We start from the raw sequence: 16,001 nt of genomic DNA, 5'->3' as shown, positions 1-16,001 counted from the left end.
GGGTTCGGGGGTGGGCCGGGATGGCCACCGAGGCCGAGAACCGGCGGTAGCGCAAAGGCCATGCCAGCCGTAGAGCCGGGTCGGACTGGCGGTTTCCGGGCCGGAGGTGTTGCTCAAGCAGCAGGGTTTGCTCATGTCGTGTTGGCTGGAAGACAGCGCGGCGGCATGGATGCGGGATCGGTCCCGGCCCAGGGCTGGCGACGGGGCGCTCGCTATCCCTTTTCCGGGGAGGGCTTGGGCGGACGGTCCTGGTACGGCTCATCCATATTTGCAATGCGGGCGTCGCTGGCTTGTTGCATCGCCGACACCTCCACTGAGCGGGATGGTGGCTGGAAATGCCCGGATATCGATGGAAACAGGAAAGTCCCGGGTTATGATGCAGGATGCGCCCATGGCTTTCCGCCATCGGCTTCGACCGTGTTTCCACGCCAGTCCGGGGCCGCGGGTGAAAAACTATCTTCGGAAAACCTACGCCGAATATGGGCGCGACCCATGCGCGGCACCGCCAAGAAATAAATAGAGGATGACCGGCCCTAATCGGAACGGCGTGGCGGGAAGCCGCCCTTGCGGTCGCCTGGCCGCGCTGGCGGCGGCGTTGGCGGACCCGGTCGTCGCCCACGCGGAATGGCGCGTCGCCGCCGGTTTCGCCACCTGTACCGTGGGTATTCAAAAAGCCAGGGCGCTGCCGTTTTCCAGGGAAGCGCCTTGTTCCAGCATGATTCCGGCGCGTCTGCGGGGCTGGCCGTTTCCCAGGTCGGATTCGGCGACAAGGGATACTTGGATGGCCGCCGCCCTCGGGAGCCTGCCGCCCGATCAGCGGGCTGTGATCGAGTTGACGTTTTATGAGGGGCTGCATTACAAAGATATCGCGGTCATTCTGGGGTGCCCGGAAAATACCGTGAAAACCCGCATGTTCCATGCCCGCAAGAAGCTGCAAAGCTTCGCCGGGGCGCTTTCCGGGGGATTCCAGCCATGAACGAATTCAATCCGCATCGACCCGGCGAACATGAGGAAATCGCCTTGCTGCTGCCTTGGTATGTCAATCAGACCCTGGAGGATGGCGAACTGGCGCGGGTGCGGGCCCATTTGCGGCATTGCCTGGTTTGCCGCCGCGAGGTCCAGTCCTTGCGGGCGCTGTCCACCATCCTGGCCGAAGCGCCTTTGCCGGAGCCGGTCCCGAAAGCGGCCTTTGCCCGGTTGCAGCGGCGGCTGCCGCCCCGTCCCGCTCCGGTCCATGGCCGACCCCCGTGGCGTGGCTCCCGGTTCCCGCTGCCGCGTGCCGCTTTGGCCGCCGCCGCCTCGCTGCTCTTGGTGGCCGCGCTGGCTGGGGTGGGGTTCCAGGTTTCGCAACCGACGGCCTTCTACACCCTGGCGAGTCCGCCACCGACAACCCCGGCGGGCGGCGAAATCCGGCTGGTATTCGCCCAGCAATTGCCGCAAGAACAGATCGACGCCTTGCTGCGCCATATCGGCGGACGCATCGTGGCGGGACCGAACGCCATGGGGGCCGTCGCCATCCGCTTGGACGAGGGCGGCAAGCCGGTCCAGGCCGCTGCCTTGGCGTTCCTCCGCCAGCAGAAGGGGGTCGTCCTGGCGGAGCCTATTATTCCGCAGGAGTGATGTCGAATGTCGGGCTGGGCTTGGGTGGCTGGGCTGGTCCTGGGTTTGGCGGGTTGCGCCAACCGGCCCGAATTTCCCATCCTGGCGGTATCGAGGAGCGCCGGATCCTGGTGACTTTCACCGACCGCGGCATCGGACGCGCCGTCGCCGCGAATCCGCAGGATACCTATCGGCCCCATGGCGGATACGGCAATTCCGGCTGGAGCCTGCGCCGCGCCGAGGATTTGGCGGAGCGTTACCGGCTCAGGCTGGTCGCGCAATGGCCGGTCACCGCCCTGGGGGTATCCTGCGTGGTTTACGAGATTCCGGGCGGACCCACCGTGGTGCCCCAGGTGTTGGAAGCCCTGAAGCGGGACGGGGAGGTCGAATCCGCCCAGCCGATGCAGACTTTCCGGGCGATGGGCCAGCCGGATGTCGGCGGCGACTCCCAGGCCGATCCCTATCGCCCCCTGCAAAGCGGCTACCAGGGCATGAGGATCGGCGGTGCCCACCGTTTCGCCACCGGCAAGGGCGTGCGGGTCGCCGTGATCGATACCGGCGTGGACTCGCGCCATCCCGATCTGTCCGGCCAGATCGCCGTCGCGGAAAACCTCGCGCCCGAGCCGCCCGACCGGGACACCGCCGACATCCACGGTACGGCGGTGGCGGGCGTGCTGGCTGCCGAGGCCGATAACGGCATCGGCATCGCCGGGGTCGCGCCGGGGGCGGAAGTCTACGCCCTCCGGGCGTGCTGGCCGGAGCGGCCCGGCGTGTCGGCGGCGCTATGCAACAGTTTCACCCTGGCGCTAGCCTTGAACGAGGCGATCCGGCTCGAAGCCCAGGTGGTCAACATGAGCCTGACCGGCCCCGAGGACCCCTTGGTCCGCAAGCTGGTGGAAAAGGCGTTGGAAAAAGGTCTGATCGTGGTGGCGGCGGTGCCCGCCGCTGGCAAGCCCGGCGGCTTCCCGGCCAATATGGACGGCGTGATCGCGGTGCGGAACGCGGCTGCCGCGCCGGTTCCCGGCACGCTCGCGATTCCGGGCACCGACATCCTCACCACGGTGCCGCACGGGGCTTACGATTTCATGTCCGGTAGTTCCTTCGCGGCGCCCCAGGTGACCGGGTTGGTCGCCCTGCTGTTGGAAATCCGCCCCGGTCTCGACGGCGGCACGGCCCGGTACCTGCTCGTCCAAAACCCCCCTCCCTCCCAATCCCGCTGGATCGATGCCTGCGCCGTGCTGGCCAAGCTGAAAGGCGTCGATCCGGCGGCGGGCTGTATTTGACCCCGGATTCCCGGCCCTTCGGCAAGTTTTCGCCCGCCCGCCCGCGCCGCGCGGACCAACCACCGGAACCGGGCGCTGGCGGCGGGCCGCCAGCGCCACGACGATCAAGGCGCGGCGGAGATGCGGCCATAAAGCCCATGCGCTTCGTCGCCGGGTCCGGCGGTGAAGAACAAGGCGTCGGCGGATTGGCCTTTCAACCCGTTGCCGAAGCTTAAACCCCACAGTCCCTCGATGCCCAGCGCCTTGCCGTCGGCTGTGCGCAAGGTGCCTTTGAAGTCGCCATTGGCGGCGTCGAAGGCGTTGATGCGGCCATCGCCGAAATTTCCGATCAATAGCCGGCCTGCGAACCTGCCGAAGCCTTGCGGGGCCATCGCCATGCCCCAGGGCGCGTTGAGTTGCTGGCCGGAAACCAGGTGCCGGATCAGCTTGCCGCCGGCATCGAACACGCTCACATAGCCGAGATGCTTGCCCGGCACGTCGTCTTCTTTGTTGGCGTCTTGCTTGGCGTAGGTCACGTAGATATCGCCGTTGATCGCCTGGATGCCAAAGGGCGCGAAGCCCGTGGGAACCTTGCGATCGATGAAAGCCCCCGCGGGCAGGCTGACCGGGTTGAAGGCGGCGTCGAACACGTCGATCTTACCGTTGTGGAAGTCGGTCGCGTACAGCAAGCGCCGGTTGCCGTCCGCCGCCGAGGCGAGGCCTTTGTAGATGGCCCCGGCCGCCGAATTGTCGACCGCCACGGTCGCGTTCGTGGGGGCCACCGCGGGGGCCCAGCCCGCTATGAGCCCCTCCTCGGTCGCGAACAAGAAAGCCGCCGCCGCCTGGGAACCGCCCTCGCCGACCTTGAAGGCCGAGGCGTCGCCGTTGAATACGATGCCGGTAGGGCTGCCCAGGCCCGCCCCTCCGGGGGCGGGGATGGAGACAACCAAGGGAACGATGGCCCCGTTGCCGTCGTACAGCGTCGAAGTGCCGGTGTCGGCGTTCGCGACCCAAACATATCCGTTGGGGTTGAACGCGATGCCCCAGGCGTTGACGAGGTGGGGATCGACGGTGCCGTGCCCGGCCTGGTCGCCCACGAGTTCGGTGACGGTGTACCTGCCGCCGCCGCCAATACTGTCGTCGGCGATGGAAGGCATGGCGAAAGCGAGCGCGGCGGCGCTCAGCGCGCGCTTCCAGGTCTTGGGGGCCGTGCGGATGGAAATAGCGGTCATGAGTGGAATCTCCATGGGTTGGGTAAGCGGAACATCCGCCCCTCGGGCTGTGGGGTGGGGCCAAGCTTGTTCAAACTGGCAACCCGTGAATCTCGGCCAGGCACGGGAAGGTTCATCGCGGGAAAGATTTTTCTTTGCCGGACGGAGCCTTCGCGGGTTCCGCGGCGATTCCCGCCGGGGCAGGAGCACGTCCGGCGATCCACTGCGCGGTGAAGGGGGGTGGAGCGCTCCTGCGCTTGATTCCCGGCAAAACAGGCGTATGGACGGGCGGGGTAGGAACGGGCAGGATGGCAGGGCCGTAGCGGGTGCGCCATGTATATTGCCCAACCCCTCCCGGACCCATCCCCCCACTTTTTTTCGGAACCCAGCCATGTCCAATAAAACCGTCCCGGTCACCGACGCCCTTTACACCTACCTCCTGGCCAACTCGCTGCGGGAGCCGGAGGTTTTACGGGAACTGCGCGAGGAAACCGCCCGGCATCCGCGGGGCGGTATGCAGATCGCCCCCGAACAAGGCCAGTTCATGGCGCTGTTGGTGGCCTTGACCGATGCCAAGAACCTTTTGGAAATCGGCGTGTTCACCGGCTATAGCTCGATCCGGTTGGCCCTGGCCCTGCCGCCGGGGGGGCGGATCACCGCCTGCGATATCAGTGAGGAATATACCCAGGTGGCGCGGCGCTATTGGGAACGGGCCGGGGTCGCGGACAAGATCGACCTCCGGCTGGGACCGGCGCTGGAGACCCTGGACGGCTTGATCGCCGCGGGCCATTCGGGGCGGTACGACCTCGCCTTCATCGATGCCGACAAGACCGGCTACGACGCCTATTACGAGCGGGCCTTGGATCTGCTGCGGCCCGGCGGTTTGCTGCTGTTGGATAATGTGCTGTGGGGCGGCAAGGTGGCCGATCCCGCCGTCAGCGACCCGGACACCCTGGCCCTGCGCGCCCTGAACGCCAAGATACACGCCGATTCCAGGGTCGCGCCCAGCCTGTTGCCGCTGGCCGATGGCCTGACTTTGGCGCTGAAGCTTTGACCGGCGAACCGGGGCGCGGTGGAGTCCGGGACGTCGCCCGCCACTGTCGCCAGCGGGGTCGGGCCTCAGGGCCTTGTCTGGGAGGACGGCCCCGCCGCCTTCCAAAGCGACCGTAGTTGGCCCAGCGCGCGGTCGCCGGGCGCTTGTTTCAAGCCCGCTTCGACCACCTTTTCCGCCGCGCGGTGCTGGCCCGCGCTGTCCAGCGCCATGGCATAGACATAGCTCACCGCCGTGTCGCCGGGGGCCAGTTCCACCGCCCGCTTGAGCGAGACCAGCGCCGCCGCCAAGTCGTGGCGGCGGATTTCCAGCAAGCCCAGGCTGTGATGCAGGGCGGCCGCCCGTGGCTGCTGGAGAAGCCCTTCCCGCAACAACGCCGCGCCTTCGGCATCCCGCTCCGTCTGCCGGTACAGGTCGGCCAGATTGACATAGGCGGGCACCCAACCCGGATCGAGCCTCAGCGCCTCGCGGTAGGCGCGTTCGGCTGCCGCCATCTCGCCCTTCGCGGCGTGCCAATTCCCCAGGTTCACCTGTGCCCCCGGCTCGTCGGCATTGAGCCGCAACGAGGCGAGATATTCCGCGCCCGCTGCGTGCAGGGCCGCTTGGTCTTCCGGCGGCACCTGATCGGTCGGGATACCGGCCAGCGTTTCCGCCGCCAGCGCCCGGACTCCCCGGACCGGATCGCGCAGCAAGCGGTGGGCGGCCTGCCAGCGCTGTTCCGGCGGCAAGGGTTCCAAGGCTTGCAGCGCTCCCGCCCGCACCAGCGGATCGGCATGGTCCAGGGCGTCCAGCAAGGACGGCAAGGAATCGGGGCTTAACCAGCGGCCCAATTCCGCCGCCGCCGTGGCCTTCGCGATGGCGGGTTGGTCCGGGTGCGCAAGCAGGGCGGCCAGTCCGGCTTCGGCCTCCACCCCGCCCCGGCGGGCGGCGGAAAAGGCTTCGGCATAGGCTTGATAGCCCTGGGGATCGTGCCCGTACCAGCGGCGCAACTGGTCCGCCGCCCAGCGGGCGGGCCGCTTTTCATGGCAATTCGCGCAGGCGTTGGGCGTGCCCAGCTTGGCCGAGAGGGCGGGCCGGGGAATCCTGAAACCGTGGTCGCGGCGGGGATCGACCCCCATGTAGGTCTTGGCGGGCATATGGCACTCGACGCAGCGGGCGCCGGGCGAATCTTCGCGGTGATGGTGGTGGCCGGTGCTGGCGTATTTCCCGGCGGCGTGGCATTGCAGGCAAACCCCGTCGCCTTCGGCCCGGAGCTTGAGGCTGTGGGGTTCGTGGCAATCGCCGCACGTCACCCCGGCCCGGTACATCCGGCTTTGCAGGAAGGAGCCGTATTCGTAGACCTCGCCGTCGATCTGGCCGTCGGGATGGTAAAGCCCGGCTTGCAACAAGACGGGCAGATGGGTGTCGAGCAAGGGCTGGCCGTGTCGATAATCGGCGAACCACTGGCCGCGCCGGGCATGGCAGCGGGCGCAGGTTTCGATTTCCTGGGCCGTGGCGCGGGGCTGGCTGCGGGTGGCCTGGCCGGTGGCGGGATCGATCGTCCAGTGGACGCCCCGGCGTTCGTCCAAATGGAAGACCAAGCCCAGGGTGCCATCGTCCGGCGGATTGTTCCCGTCCTTGCTCCCGGCCCAGGCCACATGCCGCGAGCCGGGACCGTGGCAGGCTTCGCAGGACACGTCGATTTCCGACCAGGTGCTTTGATAGCCATGGCTGGCCGGGTCGTAGTTCTTCTGGAAGTGGGTCGAATGGCACTCGGCGCACATGTAGTTCCAGTTCTGGGAAAACCGGGTCCAGTGCAAGGGATCGTTGTGGTCGATTTTCTCGCCGGGGTAGAGGTGGAACCAGCGTTGGCCGCCTTGGGCCTGGGGGCGGGAATCCCAGGCGATGGACAGGGCTTGCAGCCGTCCGCCGGGCAGTGCCACCAGATATTGCTGGAGGGGGGTGAAGCCGAAGGTGTATTGGATCTCGAAATCGGCCAGCTTTCCGTCCGGCCCGTCGGTGTTGACCCAGAAACGCCCGTCGCGGCGGAAGAAGCGGGAGGTGACGCCATCCTTGGTGAATCCGGCCCCGTCGAAATCCCCCAGCACGGTTTGCTCGTCCGCCACCTGCATGGCGAGGTCGTGGTGCGAGCCTCGCCAGAGCCGGTCCTGTTCGGCGTGGCAAGCGGCGCAGGCGGCGCGGCCCACGAACCCCGGCGGGGCGGGGGAGGCACTGGGGCTTGGGGGCGGATTCGGGGCCGGGCCGCGCTGGCCTGGAACCGCCCAGTAAAGCGCCAAGATCACGGCCAGGGCGAGCGCCCCGACCGGCAGCCAGAAGAAACGGGTGTATTTCGTGGGCATCCCGTCTCCATGGTCGGGAAGGTTCGGGCCTGTAGGAGGGGCCGGTCGGTTCATCTTACCGGCTGGGTGTGGACGCCCGCCATCGGCATCGCCGAATAGCGCCGGGATCCAGGCCAGGGAGGATCGCCCGTGATGCCGCGGGTTGGATGTTTCCACGTCCCCGTGCTGGATTTCGGCATACTTGCCGGAATGGCCAACGCTTGGAAAGCGATTCATCGCCCTATCCCAAAGGGCCGGAATGGGCGGCAAGTCCAGGGGTTCCGGCCGGAACGGCGCTATGCTTAACCGGGTTTGGCGCGAGCCGTCGCCGACCCGGTGTTTTCCCACGACAGGAGGACCGACCATGAAAGAATCGATTTCGACCCGCGTCACCCGCATCGTCGGCGGTGGCCTGCACGCGCTCTTGGACGCCATGGAGCAGGCCGCGCCGGAAGCGGCCATGGCCCAGGCCATCCGCGAGGTGGACCTGGCCATGGACGAAGTCCGCGCCGAACTGGGCAAGGCGCTGGCCCACCGCCATCTGGCGGAATCCCATCTGGCCCGGCTGGAAACCCGGCACGGCGAACTCGCGGCGCAAATCGCGGTGGCGGTGGAGCGGGGCGAGGACGGCTTATCGCGGGCCGGCATCGCCAAGCAGCTCGATATCGAGGCCCAGAAGCCGGTGCTGGACCAGGCCATCGCCGATGCCGTCCGCGATGGCCAGGAATTGGAAAGCTATCTGCTGGCCCTGCAAGCCAAGAAGCGCGATATGGAAGACGCCCTGCGCGACTTCATCGCCGCCCGCGCCGCCCAGCAACGCGGACCGGTCGGCGGCGGCGCGGACACCAGCGCGGGCCGGGTGGAACAGGCCGAAGCCGTGTTCGGGCGGGTCTTGGCGCGGGAAACCGGCGTGGTCCCGGCGGCGGCGCGGGCCGACGCGGCGGAAGCGGCCAAGCTCAAGGAACTCGCCGAACTGGCCCGCGACCACGCCATCGAAGCCCGCCTCGCCCAACTCAAGGCCCGGCGGGAAGGCTAGGCATGGACTTGTTCTTCGATCCGGCCACTTGGCTGTTCACCGCCGCCATCGGCTTGGTCCTGGGACTGGCCGTGGTCGAGAGCCTCGGCTTGTTGCTGGGCCAGGGCGGGCTGTCCGGTTGGGCCGAGCATTGGCTGCCCGACCTCCACGGACCCGACGCCGACGGCTGGTTGGGTTGGCTGCATCTCGGCAAAGTGCCCTTGACCATCCTCTTGATCGTGTTCCTCACCGCGTTCGGCGTGGTCGGCTTCGCCGCCCAGATGATGGCGCGGCGCTGGTTCGGCGGGTTCCTGCCCTTGCCGCTGGTGGCGGCGGGGGCGGTGGTCCTGGCCGTGCCCGCCGTGCGGACCCTGGGCGGAGCCTTGGGCCGGATCCTGCCCAAGGACGAGACCTTCGCGGTGTCGCTGGACGAATTGGCGGGGCGCATCGCCATCGTCGTTACCGGCACCGCCCGCTTGGGTCGGCCCGCCCAGGCGCGGGTGCGGGACGCCCTGGGCCGTACCCATTACGTCATGGTGGAACCGGACGACGGCGACACCGAATTCGCGGCGGGCAGCGAAGTTTTGCTGGTGCGGCGGGCCGGGGGTAGCCGGTTCCGCGCCATCGCCAATCCCCGGCCCGGCTTGCTCGGGTCCTAACCCGGTTCCGCCGCCGCTTCCCCCTCCCTCAACGATATCCCCGGAGACCCCCTATGCTGGTCGAAATCTCCATCCTCATCGCCGCCTGCCTCGTCGGATTGCTCGCCATCGGGCTGGTGCTATCGCGCCTATACCAACGGGCTTCCAAGGAGGTCGCCTTCGTCCGCACCGGGCTGGGCGGACAGAAGGTCGTCATGGACGGCGGCGCCTTGGTGCTGCCGATCTTCCACGGCACCATCCCGGTCAACATGAACACCCTCAAGCTGGAAGTCCACCGGGGCGGCAACGCCAGCCTCATCACCCAGGACCGGCTACGGGTGGATATCGTCGCCGCGTTCTTCGTCCGGGTCATGCCCAATGCCGAGGCCATCGCCAACGCCGCCCAGACCCTGGGCCAGCGCACCCTGGACCCCATGGCCCTCAAGGAATTGGTGGAGGACAAGTTCGTCGATTCGCTGCGCGCCACCGCCGCCACCATGACCATGCAGCAATTGCAGGACGCCCGCCAGGATTTCGTGCAGGGCGTGCAGAACGCCGTCAGCGAGGATTTGCTCAAGAACGGCCTGGAACTGGAAAGCGTGTCGCTCACCAGCCTGGACCAGACCGGCAAGGAATTCTTCAACCCCAACAACGCCTTTGACGCCGAGGGCTTGACCCGCCTGACCCAGGAGACCGAGCGCCGCCGCAAGGAGCGCAACGAGATCGAGCAGGACACCCAGATGGCGGTGCGCCAGAAGAACCTCGCCGCCGAACAGCAGAAACTGGAGATCGACCGCCAGCAGGAATTCCTGCGCCTGGAACAACAACAAGCCATCGCCCGCCAACAAGCGGAGCAGGCGGCCAATGTCGCCAAGACCCGCGCCGAACAAGCCGCCCTGATCGCCGCCACCGAAGCCGAGAAGAACCGCGAGGCGCAACAGGCCAAGATCACTTCCCAACAGCAGATCGACCAATCCCGCATCGCCGCCGAGCGCCAGGTCAAGGAAGCCGAGGTGGAGCGCGACCGGCTCATCAAGCAGAAGGAAATCGACGCCCAACAACAGGTCGAAGTGGCCCGCATCAACCAGCAGAAGGTGATGCAGATCGCCGAGCAGGACAAGGCGGTGTCCATCGCCCGGAAATCCGAGGAGCAATCCCAGGCCGAGGCCCAGGCCAACAAGGCGCGGGCCGAGGCGGTCACCGCCGAGGAAGCGGTGAAGACCGCCCGCGAGACCGCCGTGGCCGAGCGCGACAAGGCCATCGCCCTGGTCGAGGCCAGCCGCGAGGCTGAGCAACAGGCCATCGGCGTGAAGATCGCCGCCTCGGCGCAGAAGCAAGCCGCCGAGGACCAGGCCGAAGCGGTGAAGACCAAGGCGGAAGCCGACCGGGTGGCCTACGAGGTGGAGGCCATGGGCAAGCGCCAGATCAACGAGGCCATCAACACCTTATCGGCGGAGCAGATCGCCATGCAGGTCAGGCTGGCCTTGATCCAAGCCCTGCCGGGCATCATCGCCAAGAGCGTCGAGCCTATGCAGCGGATCGACGGCATCAAGATCATCCAGGTCGATGGGTTGGGCCGGGTGGCCGGGGGCGGCGAGGGCGGCAATCCCGGCGGGGGCGGCAATCTGGCCGAGCAGGCGGTAAGCGCGGCCTTGAGCTACCGGGCGCAGCAGCCCTTGGTGGATGCCTTGCTGAATGATTTGGGGATGAAGGGGGGGAGTCTTGCGGGCTTGGCGCAGGGGGTGGTCGATGCGGACGCCGCGGGGAAGGATGGGAAAACCTTGCATCCCCGAGGGCCATAGCGGTGGGCGTGGCGCAATTATAAGGATTTTGGCCGGTTATGCCATCGCTCAGTTTTTTGTGTTTTGTATATTCTTGATCTTGCTTTCCACATCCGTCCTGATGCTGAATTCAACCCTTCTGGACGCTTCCCTGTTTTCTTGCTCCCACGGTTGGTTGGCGCAGGGCGTTTTCTTCTCGCCGCATAGCAAATGGCTGGAAGATAGTCCGATGGCGGTTATTTTCGAGCGCACCCAACCAGCCTCTTGTATGGTATCCATTAGGAGGATATGGTTTAAAACCGACATGGCGCGGTCTTGAGAGAGGGCCATGTTTTTAAGGTAGGTTGTTTTTTTGCACAATTCGCTGTCGGCCTCTATTTGGCATTCCGATAGTTTGTTACTCCATTCGCTGGAGGTATGGCCCTCGATGCGGATTTCATAGACGTTGTCCTTGAAGTTGCGGATGACATTTAAATAGCGGGGTACAAACTGATTCAGCATATTTTGAAACTCCAATGGAATATCGGATTTTCCCGGATCAAAGCCATTCTTGGAGTTCTCCAAAATAAATGCCAACGTGCCTTTGTCAATCCGCGCATTCCATTCTTTCAAGTCACCGGAAAATTCGGAAATCAACGCGTCGTATATTTTATCCTTCATGCTGAAGTAGTTGCCGACCTCTTTGAATTGGTCGCGCAGCCTGGCGATTTCAGCATCCTTCTCTTTCATATTTCCCCGGTGCAGCATTAATGCCAACAGTACCAATGTGAAAATTAGCATCATGGCCGCCATCGCGTCCGCGATGGATAATGAATATACATTATGATCGTCGGTGCTCATGGTGGCGCATCATGGTTTTGTGGGGCTGGTATAAACACGCATGATGCTGGTTGCGATTTTATCAATCTCCTTAAAATATGCCTCCAAAAGCTTGTTGGTGCGCCGCAAACGTTCCTCTATGGAATCGTCAAAGTCGTTGATTAGGCTATCTATAACCGGTTTCAAATCATTGATGGACGCCCGCAGTTCCGTATTTTCACGGACTATGGTTTGTTCCAATGCATCTACAACTTGACGAAGGTTTTGGGTATTTCCGTTAAGTTGCTGCAAAGTTGCGGGTGCCCATTGGTTAATGGTGTTCACGGAGGTGGACAAGTTATGGGCACCCTGGGTTAAGGCGGCTTCGGCTCGGCTGAGTGGATGGACCATGTTATTCAAGGCATCTAGAATGCCATCAAACTGGGAAAACATGGCGGGGATACCGGCTAGGCTATCCCGGATATTGTCGGCGGATTGCGCTTGTTGTTGTAGCGCATTGGCTTGGGCTTTAAAAGCGTCCGTCCATTTTTGGGAGTGCGCCTGCGCTTCGATATCGATGGATTGGATATGGTCGTTAATAAGCACAATCCGATGATCTATCTGGTCCAGAATCGATTTTATGTTGTTGGTGGCGGTTTGGAGGGTTTGTATTTGCCTATAAAGCGAGGTCTCCCAGTTTTTCAATTGACTTTTCAAACTATCGGATTGATCGGCTAGCGCTTCGGTTGGCGCTTTCAGCAAGTCCGTCAGGTTGGTCGCGATAGTCCTGAAACTAGCGTCTATGCCGGATTTCATTCTATCCTCCACGCCGTCTAGTAGGGTTTTGACTTGCCTTGTCGATTCATGCATGGATTTCTCCCAGGCAGACAACTGCTCCTTGAGGCTTTGGGCTTGGTTTCTTAATGCGTCGGTTGGTGCTTTCAATAGGATTTCGATATTGCCCGCGATAGCCTTGAATCCGCTTTCAATGCTATCTTTCAATCTAGTCTCAAGATTGGTGCTGAGCGAGAACATAATATCCCTGATGTATTCATCGTGGGATTTATAATACTGTGTATCCCAGCGGACGCATAGGCTTTGGATTTTTTGCTCAAGATTATTGAAAACAATTTTTTCATATTTTGAAAACATCAGGGACCAGAACATTCCGGCCACGGAGGTCAGGAACGCGGCTTTCACCGAGGTGAATAATTGTTTCATGCCCGCGGTGGGGTCGGCATTGCTCAAAATATTATCAATCGACCATAGGGTCATAGAGAAGCCAATGAATGTTCCCAATACCCCCAAGCCGACAAGAAAACTCGGCATTGCCAAATAGAACCGTAGGTTAAGGTCGGCGTCCTCGGATATGCTTTGTAGATTGACGAAGTCCGCTGTTCGGACGAAACTAGTGTTTCGAGTCAGGCCGTGATGCCTGCCTATGGTTTTGCGGTGCCTATCCAAAGCGGGGATTTTATGGGTATTTAAATCCAGGCAGATTTTTTGCCAATGCTGATGTAGCGTGATGAGATAAAATGAGGCATATAAGGATATTGCCGAAACCCAAGCAATAATAAAAGCGGTTTCGATGCTCATCGGGTGGTTGCCAAATACTGGATAAACAACTGTATGGAATGAATCCCTTTTTTTAATAGCTGTTCGAGTTGTGGCGTAAAATAGGTTTGATCCACCGTGGGCGGGGCCGTAGCCATGAGTAAACCGTAAATAGTCTCTCCCCAATCCTTGGCGGAGGGGCGCAATCTCAGACGGCGGAACCCCTTATCGAACGCCCGCATGAATAAATCTTTAAGCGCTGGGTCGAGATGGTCGAAATCCAGGTGGGGGGAAGGGAGCGCATGCAGGTCATGCCGTTTCCTACCATGTACGAACAACCCTTGCTGGATCGCTTGGGTAGGGGTGGTGACATCCATGTAATCCCCCTTGAAACTGGCGGAGTAAGGGTGCAATCCCAGTAGCAACTGATAGAATATAACGGCCATCGAAAACCTATCCCAGGATTCCGGGATGCGGTCCCTGTCTGGTTTGAGGGTGGTGGCTTCCGGTGGGGTATATTCGGGCGTTGCCACTTGCGCCCGGAATAAAATATTTTGGTTGTCCATGATTTGTATCGAATCCAAATCGACAATGGCTATCTTGGCGTCATGGGTGAATAAGATGTTTTGTGGCTTCATATCCACCAGCACGTAATTACCCGTCGCATGGATGCTGTGCAAGGCACCGGCGATATTGACGATAAGCTTCAAACGGGCCGTGCGCCCCGCCGGGGTGACCCGGTCAAATTTGGCGGCGAGCCATGGCGGGGATTTGGGACCCGGTTTGGCTAGGCAGGCTCCGTAAAGCGAGGCGCTATCCGGCCACGCCAGCGGCATCAAGAAGCCGAGAAACCGGCCGCGGCGGGGGCCATCAAATAATATATCGACCGGCCAACATACCATGAGCCGCTCGCGGCGCAGATCGGAGGGTGGATTCCGTACCATAAATTCGAGTTTTTTGCGGCGCTCCTTGGTCCGGTATTTGTCGAAATAGAGTTTCGCGCAGTGGTCGCGTAATTCCAGGGGCGGTCGGGTCAATCGATGCGCCGCGCCTTCGCCGCCTTTGGCGAAGGGCTGGTCGTCCACCTCTAGCTTGCCGAAGCGCGGGGAATAAACTATCGGCATGGCTTGAGAATGCCAAGGATCATGGTTTTGTCGTCCGGTTCCAATCGCAAGCCCCGCGTGCCGGATTCGATGAATTCCCGCCATTCCTCATCCAGCTTGGCTTGGGGATGACCCTGTTGGTGCAATTCGAGCAACTGTGTCCGCAGCGGTTCGAAAAACGGCGGGTAAGGATCGTTCAACTGAATATAAATCCCGTTTTCCTCGTCGTATCGGTTGATTTGGAAGGCATGGGTTTCGCAACCGTCGGACATCAGCGCAAAGCCGGTAATGGGTTCCTCGAACAGGTGGCACCCCAGGAAAGCCGGGTTTTCCCGCCACAGGTCCGAAGTGATGAAAATCGTTTGGTTGGCCTCTTCGCCTTTGAAGGGCGTCATCGCCGCCCGCCAAATCCCTAGGCCATCGCGCAGGGCGGCGCGACCGTCGCCAATATGGCAAACCAGCGCGCCGCATGGGCTATAAACCACCACGATCACGGTGCAGGCCAAGGCCTTGAACTCGCGGTGGGCCGCCGCGGCAACCCGGTGCAAGAACCCGGCTGTTTGCAGCATCAAGCCGTGGCTGGCCGCCCGCCATTCATCGAGGTCGGCGGGGAACCGCCAGCCTGTCGCGAGCATGTGGTCTTTGAACAGGTGCGCGGCCCGGTTGGCGGCCAACCACGCGCCTAGTTGGGATTCCTTGGCGCTTCCCGCGCCGTCGCATACCACCGCGACCCCGCGCCCGGCCTCCACGGGGATGAGCCGGTGGGCGTCTTGGCAAGGCGCGCCGTTTTTGACGTGCTGCCGACCGATGGCCGAATGGGCCAATAGCAACCATGCCGCTTGGGCGGTTCCGCTGGCCGGGGAGGGGGCGTCCATGGCGCCGCACTACACCTGGAAGCCGTCTATCCAGCTATCCACCTTGGGCAAAGCCACCCGGTCGCCTTCAACCGAACCGGAAACCACCGACATGCTGGCGCTCATCCATTCGAAGAACTCGTGGAATTTAAGCCCCTGCAGCGGGAAGGGGCCGACCGGTTGTCCTTCCAGCGAGGCGGATATGCCGCGCAGCATGTCCATATCCGCCCCTTTGACGCCCACCGCCAAGAACATGAATTTTTTACCGCCCATCCCTTCCCGTATCTCGCGGGCCAAGCCTTGCACGTCTTGGCCCTGGTCCGGGGCGCCATCGGTGATGAGCACAATCCAGGGGCGCAGGTATTGCTGGCCGGTTTGCCGGTACCATTGCTTGCGGTTTTCCACTAGGCGCAGGGCTTCCCGCACGCCATCGACCAACTTGGTGGTGCCGCCAACGACCAGTTCGGTGGGACTGAAGTTATCGACCAGTTCGGGCGGTTGAACGACCTTCACTTGGTCGTCGAAGGCGACAATGGCGATCTCCAGGCGCTGCGCGGTGGTTTCGTTGTTTTGTATTTCCTCGTGGAAGCTTTTGAGGCCGCGATTCAATTCTTTGATGGGATCCCCTCCCATGGAAGCGGACACGTCCAGGACAAAACAACAGATCGTCTTGGTTTCGAAATTGCGGGGGGATTCGGCGGTTAGGGCCATGAGCCTGTCTCCTGATCGATGGTTGAGAAGCGTCGGGAAGGGGGGCCAGTCGTCGGTACGGAAAGAAAGAGGGGCGGGTGCCGTCAAAAGTACCGCCAAGGATGGC

Annotated in this window: 14 protein-coding genes; 7 read left to right on the top strand and 7 right to left on the bottom strand. The window is 62.9% G+C overall.

What is annotated here, in order from left to right; translation table 11 throughout:
- Positions 1–523: 523 nt before the first annotated feature.
- From K5658_RS23655 to K5658_RS16400, 3 genes are all read left to right on the top strand, one after another.
- Positions 524–976: an RNA polymerase sigma factor gene (locus tag K5658_RS23655; RefSeq protein WP_246628468.1), complete on the top strand. Its 453-nt coding sequence runs from the start codon at positions 524–526 to the stop codon at positions 974–976.
- Entirely contained in the window at positions 973–1,620 is a 648-nt protein-coding gene (locus tag K5658_RS16405) for an anti-sigma factor family protein (protein WP_221064173.1), read from the top strand. The genes K5658_RS23655 and K5658_RS16405 overlap by 4 nt, the downstream gene beginning before the upstream one ends.
- Positions 1,621–1,730: 110 nt before the next feature.
- The gene (locus K5658_RS16400; protein WP_221064172.1) at positions 1,731–2,882 is read left to right on the top strand and encodes a S8 family peptidase; all 1,152 of its coding nucleotides are present in this window, start codon (positions 1,731–1,733) and stop codon (positions 2,880–2,882) included.
- Between the two features lie 104 nt (positions 2,883–2,986).
- Here the strand turns inward: K5658_RS16400 and K5658_RS16395 are convergent, their stop codons facing one another.
- Positions 2,987–4,093 carry a TIGR03118 family protein gene (locus K5658_RS16395; protein WP_246628467.1) on the bottom strand — a complete coding sequence of 369 codons (1,107 nt, stop codon included), beginning with the start codon at positions 4,091–4,093 and terminating at the stop codon, positions 2,987–2,989.
- Between the two features lie 370 nt (positions 4,094–4,463).
- Here K5658_RS16395 and K5658_RS16390 point away from each other — a divergent pair, with 370 nt between their 5' ends.
- Positions 4,464–5,126, top strand: coding sequence for a class I SAM-dependent methyltransferase (locus tag K5658_RS16390; protein ID WP_221064170.1), 663 nt, complete (start codon positions 4,464–4,466; stop codon positions 5,124–5,126).
- A 65-nt stretch (positions 5,127–5,191) separates the two neighbouring features.
- Here K5658_RS16390 and K5658_RS24000 read toward each other — a convergent pair whose 3' ends face one another.
- A complete protein-coding gene (locus K5658_RS24000) occupies positions 5,192–7,462 on the bottom strand; it encodes a tetratricopeptide repeat protein (protein WP_221064169.1) in 2,271 nt (756 codons plus the stop codon).
- A 343-nt stretch (positions 7,463–7,805) separates the two neighbouring features.
- On the opposite strand from K5658_RS24000, the gene K5658_RS16380 reads away from it, so the two are divergent.
- From K5658_RS16380 to K5658_RS16370, 3 genes are read left to right on the top strand one after another with little or no spacing between them, the layout of a single operon-like run.
- The gene (locus K5658_RS16380; protein ID WP_221064168.1) at positions 7,806–8,477 is read left to right on the top strand and encodes a PspA/IM30 family protein; all 672 of its coding nucleotides are present in this window, start codon (positions 7,806–7,808) and stop codon (positions 8,475–8,477) included.
- A 2-nt stretch (positions 8,478–8,479) separates the two neighbouring features.
- A complete protein-coding gene (locus tag K5658_RS16375) occupies positions 8,480–9,115 on the top strand; it encodes a YqiJ family protein (RefSeq protein ID WP_221064167.1) in 636 nt (211 codons plus the stop codon).
- A 53-nt stretch (positions 9,116–9,168) separates the two neighbouring features.
- Positions 9,169–10,896: a flotillin family protein gene (locus K5658_RS16370; RefSeq protein ID WP_221064166.1), complete on the top strand. Its 1,728-nt coding sequence runs from the start codon at positions 9,169–9,171 to the stop codon at positions 10,894–10,896.
- A gap of 48 nt (positions 10,897–10,944) precedes the next feature.
- Here K5658_RS16370 and K5658_RS16365 read toward each other — a convergent pair whose 3' ends face one another.
- From K5658_RS16365 to K5658_RS16345, 5 genes are read right to left on the bottom strand one after another with little or no spacing between them, the layout of a single operon-like run.
- Complete coding sequence (locus K5658_RS16365) at positions 10,945–11,715, bottom strand: OmpA family protein (protein WP_221064165.1); 771 nt, start codon at positions 11,713–11,715, stop codon at positions 10,945–10,947.
- A 9-nt stretch (positions 11,716–11,724) separates the two neighbouring features.
- The gene (locus tag K5658_RS16360) at positions 11,725–13,269 is read right to left on the bottom strand and encodes a hypothetical protein (RefSeq protein ID WP_221064164.1); all 1,545 of its coding nucleotides are present in this window, start codon (positions 13,267–13,269) and stop codon (positions 11,725–11,727) included.
- A complete protein-coding gene (locus K5658_RS16355; protein WP_221064163.1) occupies positions 13,266–14,351 on the bottom strand; it encodes a protein kinase domain-containing protein in 1,086 nt (361 codons plus the stop codon). Before K5658_RS16355 ends, K5658_RS16360 begins: the two co-directional genes overlap by 4 nt.
- On the bottom strand, positions 14,342–15,205 hold the full coding sequence (locus tag K5658_RS16350) for a PP2C family serine/threonine-protein phosphatase (protein ID WP_221064162.1): 864 nt from the start codon (positions 15,203–15,205) through the stop codon (positions 14,342–14,344). The genes K5658_RS16355 and K5658_RS16350 overlap by 10 nt, the downstream gene beginning before the upstream one ends.
- A 9-nt stretch (positions 15,206–15,214) precedes the next feature.
- Positions 15,215–15,895 (bottom strand): vWA domain-containing protein, encoded by a 681-nt coding sequence (locus tag K5658_RS16345; RefSeq protein WP_221064161.1) that lies wholly within the window; start codon positions 15,893–15,895, stop codon positions 15,215–15,217.
- Positions 15,896–16,001: the final 106 nt, after the last annotated feature.

Origin of the sequence: Methylomagnum ishizawai, from assembly GCF_019670005.1 — a bacterium.
GTDB classification, from domain to species: Bacteria; Pseudomonadota; Gammaproteobacteria; order Methylococcales; family Methylococcaceae; genus Methylomagnum; species Methylomagnum ishizawai.
Note: the sequence above shows the minus strand (reverse complement) of the source record. Positions and strands in the feature narration are given on the sequence as shown.

Bases quoted from the DNA above. Each gene is read 5' to 3' on its own strand.
- K5658_RS16370 (WP_221064166.1), top strand. From the start codon at position 9,169: ATGCTGGTCGAAATCTCCATCCTCATCGCCGCCTGCCTCGTCGGATTG.
- K5658_RS16355 (WP_221064163.1), bottom strand. From the start codon at position 14,351: ATGCCGATAGTTTATTCCCCGCGCTTCGGCAAGCTAGAGGTGGACGAC.
- K5658_RS16390 (WP_221064170.1), top strand. From the start codon at position 4,464: ATGTCCAATAAAACCGTCCCGGTCACCGACGCCCTTTACACCTACCTC.
- K5658_RS16345 (WP_221064161.1), bottom strand. From the start codon at position 15,895: ATGGCCCTAACCGCCGAATCCCCCCGCAATTTCGAAACCAAGACGATC.
- K5658_RS16405 (WP_221064173.1), top strand. From the start codon at position 973: ATGAACGAATTCAATCCGCATCGACCCGGCGAACATGAGGAAATCGCC.
- K5658_RS24000 (WP_221064169.1), bottom strand. From the start codon at position 7,462: ATGCCCACGAAATACACCCGTTTCTTCTGGCTGCCGGTCGGGGCGCTC.
- K5658_RS16350 (WP_221064162.1), bottom strand. From the start codon at position 15,205: ATGGACGCCCCCTCCCCGGCCAGCGGAACCGCCCAAGCGGCATGGTTG.
- K5658_RS16395 (WP_246628467.1), bottom strand. From the start codon at position 4,093: ATGACCGCTATTTCCATCCGCACGGCCCCCAAGACCTGGAAGCGCGCG.
- K5658_RS16375 (WP_221064167.1), top strand. From the start codon at position 8,480: ATGGACTTGTTCTTCGATCCGGCCACTTGGCTGTTCACCGCCGCCATC.
- K5658_RS23655 (WP_246628468.1), top strand. From the start codon at position 524: ATGACCGGCCCTAATCGGAACGGCGTGGCGGGAAGCCGCCCTTGCGGT.
- K5658_RS16365 (WP_221064165.1), bottom strand. From the start codon at position 11,715: ATGAGCACCGACGATCATAATGTATATTCATTATCCATCGCGGACGCG.
- K5658_RS16360 (WP_221064164.1), bottom strand. From the start codon at position 13,269: ATGAGCATCGAAACCGCTTTTATTATTGCTTGGGTTTCGGCAATATCC.
- K5658_RS16380 (WP_221064168.1), top strand. From the start codon at position 7,806: ATGAAAGAATCGATTTCGACCCGCGTCACCCGCATCGTCGGCGGTGGC.